This window comes from Croceitalea marina, from assembly GCF_042684265.1.
GTDB classification, from domain to species: Bacteria; Bacteroidota; Bacteroidia; order Flavobacteriales; family Flavobacteriaceae; genus Croceitalea; species Croceitalea marina.
The window spans coordinates 100427-114280 of the sequence record NZ_JBHULB010000082.1; the positions used below are offsets into that span (position 1 = coordinate 100427).

At 34.7% G+C, this 13854-nt stretch carries 9 protein-coding genes; 2 read left to right on the forward strand and 7 right to left on the reverse strand.

What is annotated here, in order from left to right:
- Nucleotides 1-249 precede the first annotated feature (249 nt).
- From ACFSQJ_RS18205 to ACFSQJ_RS18220, 4 genes are read right to left on the reverse strand one after another with little or no spacing between them, the layout of a single operon-like run.
- The gene (locus tag ACFSQJ_RS18205; RefSeq protein WP_339335524.1) at nucleotides 250-1746 is read right to left on the reverse strand and encodes a hybrid sensor histidine kinase/response regulator; all 1497 of its coding nucleotides are present in this window, start codon (nucleotides 1744-1746) and stop codon (nucleotides 250-252) included.
- Between the two features lie 5 nt (nucleotides 1747-1751).
- On the reverse strand, nucleotides 1752-2252 hold the full coding sequence (locus tag ACFSQJ_RS18210) for a Rab family GTPase (RefSeq protein ID WP_339335526.1): 501 nt from the start codon (nucleotides 2250-2252) through the stop codon (nucleotides 1752-1754).
- Nucleotides 2239-3027: a cell envelope biogenesis protein OmpA gene (locus ACFSQJ_RS18215; protein WP_339335528.1), complete on the reverse strand. Its 789-nt coding sequence runs from the start codon at nucleotides 3025-3027 to the stop codon at nucleotides 2239-2241. Before ACFSQJ_RS18215 ends, ACFSQJ_RS18210 begins: the two co-directional genes overlap by 14 nt.
- Nucleotides 3028-3039: 12 nt before the next feature.
- Complete coding sequence (locus tag ACFSQJ_RS18220) at nucleotides 3040-3405, reverse strand: fructose 1,6-bisphosphatase (RefSeq protein WP_339335530.1); 366 nt, start codon at nucleotides 3403-3405, stop codon at nucleotides 3040-3042.
- A gap of 1038 nt (nucleotides 3406-4443) precedes the next feature.
- On the opposite strand from ACFSQJ_RS18220, the gene ACFSQJ_RS18225 reads away from it, so the two are divergent.
- Together ACFSQJ_RS18225 and ACFSQJ_RS18230 are read left to right on the forward strand one after the other, a co-directional pair.
- A complete protein-coding gene (locus ACFSQJ_RS18225; protein ID WP_377768324.1) occupies nucleotides 4444-7176 on the forward strand; it encodes a G8 domain-containing protein in 2733 nt (910 codons plus the stop codon).
- A 10-nt stretch (nucleotides 7177-7186) separates the two neighbouring features.
- Nucleotides 7187-9481, forward strand: a complete 2295-nt coding sequence (locus ACFSQJ_RS18230; protein ID WP_377768325.1) for a G8 domain-containing protein — start codon at nucleotides 7187-7189, stop codon at nucleotides 9479-9481.
- 377 nt (nucleotides 9482-9858) lie between these two features.
- Here the strand turns inward: ACFSQJ_RS18230 and ACFSQJ_RS18235 are convergent, their stop codons facing one another.
- The 3 genes from ACFSQJ_RS18235 to ACFSQJ_RS18245 all read right to left on the reverse strand — a co-directional run bounded on the left by ACFSQJ_RS18235 (nucleotide 9859) and on the right by ACFSQJ_RS18245 (nucleotide 13852).
- On the reverse strand, nucleotides 9859-12288 hold the full coding sequence (locus ACFSQJ_RS18235) for a TonB-dependent receptor (protein WP_377768327.1): 2430 nt from the start codon (nucleotides 12286-12288) through the stop codon (nucleotides 9859-9861).
- A gap of 82 nt (nucleotides 12289-12370) precedes the next feature.
- A complete protein-coding gene (locus ACFSQJ_RS18240) occupies nucleotides 12371-13279 on the reverse strand; it encodes a FecR family protein (protein WP_377768328.1) in 909 nt (302 codons plus the stop codon).
- Nucleotides 13280-13327: 48 nt separating this feature from the next.
- Nucleotides 13328-13852, reverse strand: a complete 525-nt coding sequence (locus ACFSQJ_RS18245; protein WP_377768329.1) for an RNA polymerase sigma factor — start codon at nucleotides 13850-13852, stop codon at nucleotides 13328-13330.
- Nucleotides 13853-13854: the final 2 nt, after the last annotated feature.

A 13854-nucleotide genomic window follows, 5' to 3' on the forward strand; every position in this document is an offset into this window, starting at 1 on the left:
AAATAATAAAAGTAATCGGGGGAACTAATAAGTACTTTTAGATCTACCCGTCCACAAAACACCAAAATGAAAACAACCAGTTTTACATTTTAATTATAAAGCTAGCTCTGCTTTTGTTAATTGTAAGATTCGTAGAGTGAATTAGGGAGAAAAATATCGATTAAAAGTATTTTTTTATCGATGAAATGTATTTTAACAAGTAAAAAGCTTAAAAAATTATGTTAAAATTGAATTACACCTTTTTGAGGGTTAAATAAAGGTATTAATTGCATTAATTAAATCTAATTTTGTAAATGGTTTGGTTAGGACAGTATTAATACCTGAGGAATAACATCTTTCGATATTTTTTTTATAGGCGTCCGCTGTTATGGCTATAATCGGAGTTTTGTTAGTCTTTTTATCAGGAAGATTTCGAATTAGGCTGGCGATTTCATAGCCATTAGTCTCTGGTAGATGAATATCAACAATTATTAAATCTAATGGTTCTTTAGTAATTATAGGACTTAAATCTTCTTTACCCGAAAACGCTTCAATTGAGTATTTTTTTTCTTCTAATAAGTACTTGAATAAGATTAATTGAGTTTGCTCGTCATCTTCAACTATCATGACACGCTTCTTTGCTTTATTTAATGCTGTACCTGTTGTTTTAGAAACACTTTTATTCAAATAAGTCGGGAGATTAATGTAGGATTTTCGAATACATGTTAGACTCAAATCGAAGTAAAATACAGAACCACCTTTTGAGTTTGATGTTACTCTTATATCACTTTTTAGAGCATTCAGTATTTTTTTAACTATTGGCAAACCTAATCCTAAACCTCTATGTTCTTTGGCATTATCTAGGCGATGAAAATATTCAAAAATATTTGGTATACTAGTCTTTTCAATGCCTCCAGCCGAATCGGAAACATGAAAGCTCAAATTAATATTTCTACCCCAGCGTTGATTCAGTATAACCTTTAAGACTATTTCCCCTCTATTTGTAAACTTAATGGCATTATCCAAAAGATTGGTTAATATTTGAAACAAGCATTTTTCGTCAGAGACTAATACCTCAGGTATATTTTTATTAATTTCCATTCTTAAAATAAGACCTTTTTGCTTTGCTTTTAAACCATATACTAGGCGGAGACTCTCAAGAAGATTAACGATGCTAAAAGCTTCTTTTTTTATAATTAATTGTCCTGTATTAATTTTTCCAACCTCTAAAATATCTTCTACCATAGAAGTCAATTTATTACTTGAGCTTTTTATAAAATTGACGTAGTCTTTTTGTTCTTGAGTTAAACCGGTATCAGAAAGAAGGGAAGTAAAAGAGATAATATGCATTAAAGGATTTCGTAATTCATGACTAAAATTCTGAATAAAATTCTCTTTGAATTGCTCTCTTTCTTCAAGAATGAAATTTTTTTCGCTAACTTTTTCTAAGCTGATATTTAATTCGTTCTTTTCTTGGGCAACTAATTGATAATTCTCATAATAAGTTGTCAAATCTTGAATAACAATAGAAAGAATTTTCCCTCTTCTATTAATTTCAATATCAGCAACAATTTCTTGGTCTTCAATACACAAATTGACACAAGTAAATATTAGTCCGTTGTCACTTATTGGTAAAAATTCTATGTTGTAAAAAAAAGGGTGTTTTTCACTAATCAAGCTATTTTTTTGAAAATTATAGATAGCTTGATTGCTGTTAATGATTTTTCCATTTAAATCTGTAATAATATGTTGAATTCTCGGCCCCATTCTATTTACGATTTTGGGAGAATACAATTTTTTACAAGATTTAAAAATGCAGTATTAACATGTTCACCTGTTTTTGCGCTTGTTAGAAAATCATAAGTAAGCTGATTTTTTTTATCAAGTTGGTTTAAGACTTCTTTTTCAATCAAATCTAATTTGTTGCCAATGATTTGTATGCTTGCTTTAGGGCATTTTTGTTTAATAATTTTTAAATCGTCTTGGATATTTTCATAACTCTTAGGCCGGGTTATATCAAAAACATATAGCACACCATCAGTACCCAATAGATAAGCATCTCTGACAGAATTTAAATCTTTGGTTCCTTCTATATCCCATATAATTAGTGAAAGTGGACCTAGTGTTTCGATAATGAGTTCTTTTTTTGAAATATGAACACCAATGGTTACTTTATAAGATTCTGAAAAAGAGCTATTTACAAATTGCCTAATTAAAGAGGTTTTACCAACTCCGAAATGTCCCAGAAGTACAATCTTTTTAGATTTCTGCATTACTGAAATAACTTGCTAATTTTTTATTAAGGTTCTTTGTTTCTATTATACTAGTTTTTGTAAACTCTTCATAAAAGTCAAAAATCATGTTTTGTAATTTGTCTTTCGAAGAAGGATGATAATTACCTGAAATTACAACTGCAATGTAATGAGTCATAAAACTTTGAATATGTATTTTAAATAACTCATATTCAATGAGCTCCAGGTGTTGTTGTTTTTTTAGGTATGCGTCTTCAACAAAAGATTTTATTGCTGTTAGCATTCCTGAAATCATTTCTTCATCAATGGTCTGTTTGTTTGAATAACTTCCAATCAAAATTCCGGACTCCTGCTCAATAAGCAAAACCTGTTCAATTTTAGTGGGGATTAAATGTTTTGTTGAAGCATTATTTTTAGTTCTAATGCTATTCTTAAATCTCTTTTTCCAGTTAAGACGATCATTAATTTTGGCTGAAAGAACTTTTATTTCTTGTGAGATATACTTTTTGATCATTTTCCCTAAAATGGGGTATAGGGCATCAACTACTTCATTACGTGAGTTTTTAATTTCTTTTTTGAGTGTTTCTGTGATTGTACTGCCTAATGTTTCGGGAATACTTCGAGTGTATTCGTTCAAACGCTCAGTAATTATGGGATCGACTTTTTTTGAAAGCTTCTTTTGTTCGTTTATTGTCTTTTCAATTTGATCAATTCTAGTTGAAATTTTTTCTGCAAACTCTCGTTCGTCCGTTAAAAGAATTTCTTTGAATAATGTAAGCTTATCTTTCTCATTCATATAAAAGGGCTTTTATTTTTGGCCCTTGGCTATTTTCTCTCCTAATGATATTAAGAGCTGCCCTAGAGAGTTCTTATCAATCTTGTTGTTGTCCAAATCTTTGAGTTTATCAGAAAAACTATCTTCAATATCTGTTAGTCTTATATTGATGTCTGTACTTAAATTATCGATAGCAGCATCTAATTCATTTTTAATTTCGTTAATTAGATTCTCAAGTTCTACTTTTTTACTTTGTATTTCGCTTTTTATTTTTTCAAATTCGGAATCATATTCTTGAATGTTCTCGCCAAAAATAATATCCTTTAGTTGTTCTATTTTTGAATTGGTGAGCTTACCATTTTCCTGTGCCTTATTCTTTGGGGAACTAATTTGAGTCATTTTTATTCTGAAATTTAATTGTAAGGTAATTAAAATATGTTTCCATGGTAATAAGTTTACAACCTTTATTAATTATTTGTTAATAAAAATTATTTCCGTAGTAATTTTAAATTTTTTTGAGCCGCAAAAAATGATTAAATAACTCAAATTCCATCAATCAAAAATCAAATAGGGCGCATATGCTCATGTTGGTTTCATAGTAGTTTTTTACAAAACACCATATATTCATTTTCAAAATCTCGTTGATTCTTTTCATTCAATGAACTTCTTCTAAAAGAGCTTCTTTTCTCTAGTTAAAACTTGGGCGCTTTTCATTCTCCACTAAGGATAGAGATAATTTGAAGTTGAGAGTTTATTCAAGATGTGTCATTGTCATGACAATCTTGCTTTTTCTCCCGGAGGTCGCAAAAGAAAATAAACACGGCAAAGCTTATCTCAAAATGGTCGTTAATACCCTTTTATCCGTATTAATAAATTGACTTTACATATTGGATATTTAAGTTGTAAGTAGTTCCATTAAAGCGAAAAGTAATTATAATGAAAGAAAAAATGGAACTTCAAATTAAAAGTAGGATGCGCCCTATTCTGATTTTACTCGACGTTTATCTCTCGGAACACTATAAAATCAGAACAGGATCCATGCTTAAAGTTTAAGGGTAAGATTTGGGATAGTTACATATTCTAATTAAGAATAATAGCATTTAAGTTCTTTCGATTACATTTGTATTGACGAAAGAAAAATCACCAAAAAAGTTCACAAATCGTCAACATTAAAAATCATAAAAAGCTGAAAGCCTTTTAAATAAAGGGGGCTGGGAAAAAGGTTCGATTCTTGCCGGGGCTACTTTAAACTATTTCTCTCCTTACTAACTTTTGCACCTCATCCAAAATTATTAAAAGCTGAAAGTTACCATCTTAGCACTAAATCAAATATGAGGTTTCATGTCAACTCAGTAAAATTTTGTGCAGTTCATCGAATATATGGTAGGGTTTATCCGATTTCAGGTGTTCACAGTAGTAGACCTAAATGCTATTACAATGAGACCTGAATCAACCAGCTGTAAACCAGCACTTTCACTATTCGCAAACCTATTGTTTATCTTATTAATCTCTGTGGGTACCGGCTATGCCCAAACTTATTGGTCCAATCCTTCTTCTTGGCCAAATGGAAAAGTTCCTTCAACTAACGAAAATGTTATTATCTCCAATGGAAAAACCATCATATTGGATACCAGCACTCCTAATCTTGGTAGCTTAATCGTTAATGGAAAACTTATTTTTGAAGATAGCGATGTGACATTGACCGCCAGATGGATAATGGTGCACGGCCTTTTGCAAATAGGAACAAAAGAAAATCCTTTTCAGAGCAAAGCCACAATTACCTTAAATGGGCCCGAGGAAGACGTAAATACCATGGGAGGCCGGTTTTTGACCACCATGATGGGCGGTTCTTTAGAGATTCATGGCGCAAGTGCCTCAAAATTGAGTTGGGGCCAATTAGAAGGCAATCTTGAAGTCGGGGCCACCTCGCTCACATTAAACCTTGAACCAAAAGGATGGCAGATAGGCGATAAAATTGCTATTGCCCCAAGTGGTTACGAACCCTACGAGGCCGAAGAGCTCACTATAACCGGTATTAATGGAAATTCTATTTCGTTTACACCTGCTTTGCAATATGCCCATTACGGGGAGCTACAAGAATATGAAGGAAAAATTCTTGATGAACGTGCCGAAGTAGCGATGTTGACCAGAAACGTAAGAATTCAAGGGGCAGATGATTCGCCCGAACTCCGGTTTGGAGCACATATCATGGTCATGGTAGACTCAGGACCAATTCGTGTTGAAGGCGTCGAATTTACCAAAACAGGTCAACCTGGTAAAGAAGCGAGATATAATTTTCATTGGCACTTAGCAGGTGACAGAGAAGGTGATTATATAAAAAACTCTAGTATTCACCATGGTATGCAAAGAGCGGTCGTACTGCATCAAACGGACAATGTACTGGTAGAAAATGTTGTTGCTTATAACATACAAAATCATGCTTTTGTACCCGCAGAAGACGGTAATGAGCTGAACAATACCTTTAAGAACAATCTAGCTATGCTAGTTCGCAGACCGGACAAAGACTTTTTTGCCTTTCCTAGAGAAGGTAATGGTGGAAGTTCTCAGGGCGAACAAAGGGTTGGTGGTTTTTGGATGCGAAACCCGCATAATAATCTTATCGGCAATCATGTTGCGGGTTCTGAACGCGGCACCGGGTTTTTCTTTGATACTCGTAGTCGAGGCAAAGAATTTAGAGACTACGACTTATTACCCCGAGAAATTGTATTCAACGATAATGTTGCCCATTCTTGCTCTGTTCCAGGGAACTTAGGTAACGAGGGAATTTCCAATACCGCACTTTACGGACAAGTAGGCCACGGTCATGGTTTTTTCATGACAACTTTTCATAATGGGGATTTGATGTGGACTTTTAATAACTTCACAGGCTACAAAAATGCCATGAGCGGGGCATGGACAGAGATAACCAATGTCACTCTAGATAATTTTATTTTGGCCGACAATGCCATAGGGCTCTTATCATCGGAGTCTTATGTGCAAAACTCCCTCGTTATTGGTAAATCAAAAAATGAAATAGGGGGCAAAAACAGACACTTGAGACATGGAGACCGAAGGGCGGGATACTATTCCATAGCCCAAGGCGGAAGTAAAGAGCCCAAATTGAGCAACGTGACCTTTATAGATATCAATAAAGATGTTGAAGAAGGTAAAGTGGCGGCGGCCATAATAGGGCACGGAGGTCATAAAGAATACAATTTTTTTGAAAATATTCAAGTAAAAGGAGAAACTTTACCCCTATGGATGAGCACTAGGGGAAGTAAGGGTAAAAACGAGAATTCTTCTATTCTTTTGGATAAAGATGGTAGTTTGACGGGGTATAATCGACCTGTTCTAATTGCACACCCCTATTCTTCATTTGCCAATGACGCTATTGAATATAGAGAAGAATGGCAGGCCTATATTTTAGAGGCTGAAGGTGCCATGCAGCTGAAAATGGCCGATATTGGGTTCGACCTGCCGCAAGAAGTTGCTTTGATACGTGACTATGATCAGCACCGTATTCCTAAAATGCAGAGGGCGAAACAACGCTATTATAGCTTTTTTGGCAATCAACGTTATACCATTTTGGGCCAATGGGAGATAGATGATAGACGAAACCTTTTAGAGCTGCGAAGTGTTTTGGAAAAAGAAGGTGAATGGGCCATTTTTAAGCATCCTTTCCCCTATACTGGCGTCGAGGTTCTGGATGAAGACGATTTTCCGATAACCAAGGTCGACACTTTAAAAGATTTAGATAACGAACTAGCGAACTCCTACTATTTTAATGAGGATGAGGGGGCACTATATATCAAAATGGTTACCGATGAAACCGGTTATTCTAAAGTAAATCTAATTCCAAAAGGAGAAAAAACGGGTAATAACTATGGCCTGCCAGACAACAGCCCAGACCTTTATTTTAGGGATATCACTGTATATCCAAACCCTTTAACTTCGTCGTCCGTACTGCAATATACCCTAAACCAAAAAGAGTTTTTATCTGTTGAAGTCTTTGATATGTTGGGCCGCAAAACCAAGCAGCTATTTTTAGGCGAAAGGGATTCGGGCAATCATACCCTATCCTTAGAGAATGTAGTCGTGCAATCTGGAGTTTATATCCTTAACGTGCGGGTTGATGATATTTCAGTACCTATTAAAATCATTAAACCTTAACAGGAGTATTATGATCAAATTATTTCGCTATTTATCTGTTGCCCTTTTAATCACTTTAAACATTCACTTTTTAAAAGCTCAAGGCAAAAGTGAGTTAGTAATACCTATAGGCAAAACACTTATTTTAAAGAAGAGTCCTTCGCCATTGGAAAAGATTACCGTTCAGGGTGTTTTGCGAATTGCTGATGTTAAGGATATTGAAATTCAGGTTGCCCAAATTGTGATTGATGGTGGCACCTTTGAAATTGGAACGGAACAAGAAGAAAAAAAATACAAATGTCAGATAACATTTACCCATTCGTCGGGAACTCTTTCATCGGGCTTAAAAGTAATCAATGATGGAAATCTGTTGTTTTATAATCCTCTGACTATTGTTTCGTCAATAGAATATCAAAGTGAGGCTATTAAAGAAAAACAACTTACCAAGAACATTATTTTATCAACCGCTAATAAGAGCGTCACCGCTTCTGTCCGTTTGGAAAAAGCGTCTAAAGTCAATCTATCAGGGGTGCTATTTAAAAATATGGGGGATTCTTTCGAACCGGCCTTTTTATGGAATGGCAATAAAGAAGGCAAGGCAAGTTTATTAAATTCCGTTTTTGTCAATTCAAAAGGCGATGACCTGGTTTTAGAAAACACCTCGGCCCGTATTGAAAATAACATTTTCATCTCAGCAAACGGAAGCTCCATTATCTGTTCTAAAAATGGAAAGGGATATCAAAATAAGATAGAATCCAATCTACTGATCAACAATAACAAAAAAGGGGCTTATGCTCTTTTGGTTGGCAATCCGTTTCAAGCTATTCAGAAAAATAAGGTCAAAGTCGCAAATAGCGCCAACGGTATTGCCATAAAAAAGCCCAATCCTACCAAAGACAAAGCGTGGTCAACGGTTTCAAAGCATTTTGTTTTGAACAATAATAGTATTGAACTTAATGGCTCAACAAACAAAGAACATCAAAATATTGGTTTATTCATTGACGATTTTAATCATTTGGGGATTTGGAGAACTACACACAATGCGATAGTTAATTTCCCTGTTGGAGCAATTATAAAAAGTAAAAATACTGTGCTTTCCGATTATGATTTTAAAGAAAATTTAATCGGAATTTACCCGGGAACTGCCTACGTGCAAAATTCAAGATTCATTCGTACCCATCTGAATCCTGATTTAAATTCGAAAGCCATTTGGGCAACCGACTCTTTAGGGAAATCGGCCCCAAAACTTAGTAATATTACAATCCGTAATTATAAGACCGGTATTTTTTATGAAGGGCTAATTGCATCTGAAAACTATTTTGAGGAAATCGCTTCAGAAAATACCACCACTTTAGGTTTTGGAAATTTAGACCCAGAAAGTATCATTGTTGCAAAGGGTTTTAAAGAAGAAAAATTTGAGGATAAACCAAATCAAAGACATATGCCCCATAAGGTGAGCCAAAGTCATCATGCACACCATGTTAAACCCAAAAAGAAAAAAGATTATCTACTTTTTCATCAAGATTCACCTTTACTCACGAACAACAGTAAGCCCTTGGTTGAAAATACTGAAATCTATAAATCATTGAGAGATTCATACGGAACTTTGGTAATCTCCACAGGTCACGGCCTTCTAGATCCTGTTCATGAGCATTCCTATTCTTTTAATACGCTTGACCTTGTCAACCACTTCACACAAAAAACGACATCTCTAAAAAAGCCCACCAACAGAACTACTCTTTTTACGGCGGGTAAAAATGTATGCGAACTTAAACTGGGTGAAGAAGCAATGAATTTTTTTGATCTAAGCTTTGAATGGGAAAGCGCGCCAGGCAATTGGATTGTTTTGAAAGTACCCTATCCACATAAAAAACCTTTTGCCATGCATTCTTTCGGAAACTTAATTGACCAAAGCTCAAGTACTGAGGAACTCATGACAACTAAAAGAACGAGTTATTTTATTGACAGTGAAACTATTTATGTAAAGCTTTTCAATACCAAAAATGTGGATGAACTTGTGCTTTATAGTTCTGATGTGCTTACCGAAATTACTTTAGCCGATAAAAGGATCCCCATCTCCATTAAGACCAACGAAGAAGAAAATGAAGTACTTATCACCTGCAAAACCGTTAAATCAACACCTGCTACTTTAGAATTATTGGATTATTATGGTAATGTAGTGGAGACGCTTTTTGACGGAATTGCTTCAAAACCAGAAATAAAAGCGTCTATTGATCTTGAAAAATTTGACATAACGAACAATGTCTATTTATACTCACTAAAAATTGATGGTAAGACCCATAAAGGCCCATTACATACCTATTAAAAGCTAAGGCTATTTAGACATGAGATCATTTTGAAAAATAGGTCCAGTGCCTTTATTGCCCGGCTTGATCTCCTTTTCTTCCCCCAATCAATTCTTTGCACTTTATCGAAAAAAAAAATTCTTTTCAGGAGTTTTTAACTTTTGGTTGTTTTATATAAAAAGAACGACCATGCAAAAAACTATGCTAACAAAAAAGGAGATGATGCAAAGAGACGAACAAATAAAAAAAATGTTCGAATTCCATGATTTTTGTTTAAAGGGAATTGTGGTTTTTAGCCTAATACAATTTTTCGTATTCCTAGCAATTTTTTAGAACTAACCCACTCTTTTGAGAACCATACATATAGATATGAAAAATTACACTACAACAAAAAAAATTAAAGAAATAGAAGCTTTACTGACAAATTTGGGGTTATACCCAAAGAATTCTGACCGAACCTTTGTGCCTGTTGTTCAGCGTTCAAACGATAAAAAGCATTTATTTCGTTTTCACGATTAAGTACGTTCCATACTGAAAAAGCTATTTGCGCCCTGGTTTGTTCACCCCAATTGAACTGATATTGAGTTGAAAAATCCAGGCGTAGGTAGTCTTTTAAACGCTCCGAGTTACTATTCGTAAAATTTAGTTCCCCCTCTACCACTTCATTGTTTACTTCAAGCGCAGTAAATGGTCTACCTGAACGCCAATTTAAACCAGCTGCCCACAACCAATTGCCTTTTGTAAAATTTGTACCCGCCGTAAAAGCATGACTAATATTAAAATTATTTGCAAAGCTAGTCTCAGGTAATTCCTGAAAAGAATATTGACTATCCAAATAAGCATAGCTTAGCCAAAAAGCGTTCTTTTCAAATTGTTTTCTTATTAAAACATCAGCACCAAAAGCGCTATAAGACCCAAAGGTCCTTTCAAATTCATAGGGTCCCTGAAAACCTTGGCTTTGAGTTGTAATACCATCTACTTCCTTATAAAAGGGTACGAGATTAAAAAGCCAGCCCGCTTTGTTATAACTCATACCTATAGACCCTTGTTTACTTGTAATTACCGGTACGGATTCATTATTTGAAAGTTGCCATCTTCTCTTTTCAACTCCCAAAAAATCATTCTGAAAGTTTATCACCTGTGAAGTACTTTGATGTTTAAACTCACCCAGTGCTTCAACGCTAAGGTTTTCATTAAAACGATGGCTAAAGCTTAAACGAGGTTGCCATAATCCTTTGTTAAAATCATAGAGATAATTATAGCGAAGGCCCAAAGTCAATTTAGTATCCAGATCTTTAGAAGATAATCTTACTTCACTAAAAACACCGTGTGTCTGTAACAGCTCACCCACCAATCTTATAAATAAAGGGTTATCTATATTATCTAGGTTTGTAACTTTAGTTTCTGTAAAGTCATAGCCACCAATGAAACTCATTTGTTCACTCAAGGCATAATTAGCCATAACCCTGAACTCGGTTTCAGAAACTTTGTTTTCTTGAATAAAACGCTGATCGGCCTCGATGGCAACATTGTTGGCATCTAACTTATAATCCGTATTATAAATTGAAACTGTTGTGCTAAGTTTTTCTGACCAATCTCTATTATAATTTAAACCAGCGGCAATAGTACTTTGATTTAGATTACTTTCCCTAATCTCTGTCTGCCCATTAAAGATAGCGGTCTCATTAAACTTAAGACTGTTGTTGGTCTGGATAAAGTTTAACCGTAATTGATCTTTTTGAGTTGGCTGCCAGAGTAGTCTTAAAGAAGTATCATAAAAATCGAAATCAATTTCAGATTCATTAATCATTGTCGTATTCTGTTGTATTTCAGTGTCTTGTGAAATACGATCAAAATAACTAGAATAGGTTGGTGTTTGTACAAAACCATTTATGGCTTTTCTAGCCGCTACTTGCATGGAGGCTTTTTCACCTAAAGGAGTATCTACCGATGAATGGGCATCAATGAGGTTGAAACCAATACTCCCTTTAAAATCATTATTAAGTTTTGTGCTGGTTTTCATAGCAATTGTACCTGAAACGCCATCTGTTTCATAGGTATTGCTCCCATTTTTTTTAAGCTCGACCTTTTGTGTTATGCTAGGATTGAACATCGATATTAACCCGAAAAAATGACCCGATTGATACATTTTAATACCATCCCATGTGATACGGTTTTGGTCATTACTACCCCCTCTGATATTGATGTTCGAAACGGTCTCATCGATACTTTGTATACCCGGAAATGCCTGTACAGATTGTAAAACATCATTATCTACCAACCCTGGCAAGGTGCTAAATCTCTTAAAATCTAATTGGTAAGAACCATTATCCAATTGATCTACTCCTCTTACCAAAAAATCATAGACGACTACCTCGGCCAATTGCTCTTGATAGAGCGTTAGAAAAAGGGTTTCGCATGCTTCTTGGGTTTTAAGGGAATTTACAGCCAAACGAATAGGTTTATACCCTATATGTTCAATGGTGATAGTATCTCTTGCTTTAAGATTTTTTAATTCGAAAAAACCTTCTTCATTAGAAATAGTGCTATTTTTACCTGTATACAGGGTTACAAAAGGCAATATTTCGTTACTGTCTTTATCTTTTGAGTAACCGCAAAAACGTATGGTCTTTTCTTTAAGAGTGATAATAGTTTTGGAAATAAAGATAAAATCCAGATAAGTCTCCGAGCTTATTTTTTCTAGGGCCTTTTCTAAGCTTAAGTTGTTTTTAGGAGCTTCTAAAATAATGTTTTCAACTAAATCGGAAGCATAATTAAATTGCACCCCATAACGCTCTTGTAATTCGTTTAAAATCTCAGAAAGCACTAGCGTTTTCTCATTAGATTGGGAAATACAGCGGGAATGGTAGAAAAAAGATAACAGTAAAAGACCTGAAAATAATAGCTTCTTACTCACGCATACTAAAACGTATCTCTTTTGGCTTTAGTATTTCGTAATCAAGTTCAAGCGCTTCTCCGATGGCTTTGAGGGCGCTATCTAAATCACCATGTGCAAAACCACCTGTAAATAAAGTTTTGGCATCAACTGTATTACTAGTAACAGAAACACCATATTGCCTTTCTAATTCGGCAAAAACCTCAGACAAAGGCGTACGTTCAAAATAACTTATGTTGTTGGTCCATTTAGGAGCATCATAATTATGTTCACCACTTAGGGCCTTACCTGCCTGAATTCTGAAATTATCACCCTGCTTCAATATTTGGGTATGGCCATTTGCAACAACACGTACTGTACCTTCAAAACAAGCAACTTCAAAAAAATCGTCTCTTTGCTTAACATTGAATTCTGTACCTAATACGCTTATGGTACCTTCTGAAGTGACCACATCAAATTTTGCCCCCTTGGCCACATCAAAAAATGCTTCACCTACCAATTTCACTTCTCTTTTATCTGCCCAATCTTGTTTAGAATAGCTTATCTCAGAAAGTGCATTTAAAGTTACAGTAGACGCATCCGGCAATTCTACGGTAGTTTGTTGAGCAACTTGTGTCTGTATGTTAATAGGTTGTTGGTTCAAAAAGAAATAGTAAAGACCGAATACCACAATAAGAACACTAGCAATCCGCATCAAGGGTCTTAAATAATGTAATTTTCTAACCTTAGTTTCCGGTTGCATAACCTTACTTCTAAAACTATCAAAATCATTGTACTCAGAATGGTCGGCTGCTTTAAAATGTGAAGCATCCTTAACAATACGCTCAAAGAAAGGGGCATTATCCAAGGCATTAAATTCCTTCTTCTCTTCTTCTGAGAGCTGGTTCAATACCCATTTTTGTATTAAATTTTCCTTGTCCATGATTTTGACTCTTTGCCTATATAACAATCGTATCCTTAAATCTCCTGATTATTTTATCTTAAAATTTTCCAATTCTTTTTTTAATTGGTCAAAAGCCGAGTAAATACGGTACTCTACAACCTTTTTGGTAACCCCTAATAAATCGGCAATTTCTTGATGTTTTTTACCCTCTACCTTGTTTAACAGAAAAGCCGTTCGCTGTTCTTCAGACAATTTAGAAAGTACTTCTTGATACTTTTTCAGGTATTGTTCTTTTTCAAGAATAAACTCCGGATTCTCATTGGTGTATTGCTTAGGAGATTCATTTTTATATTTAAGCACTACCTTTTGGTGTTTTACCTCGTTAAGCATAAGATTATTGGCAGTAGTAAACAAAAAGCTCTTTGCCTTATCGGAAGTCACTTTGCTACAATTTTCCCAAAGTTTGGCAAAAGCATCTTGCGCTTTATCTGCCGGATTAAGATTTTCTCCATACCTGTAATAGAGAAAATCCTGAAGGTTTTTTATGTACTTATTATATATGTTTTCAAATAAAGTCTCATTACAAATATCTAAATGCAGGTCTTTTTTCAACA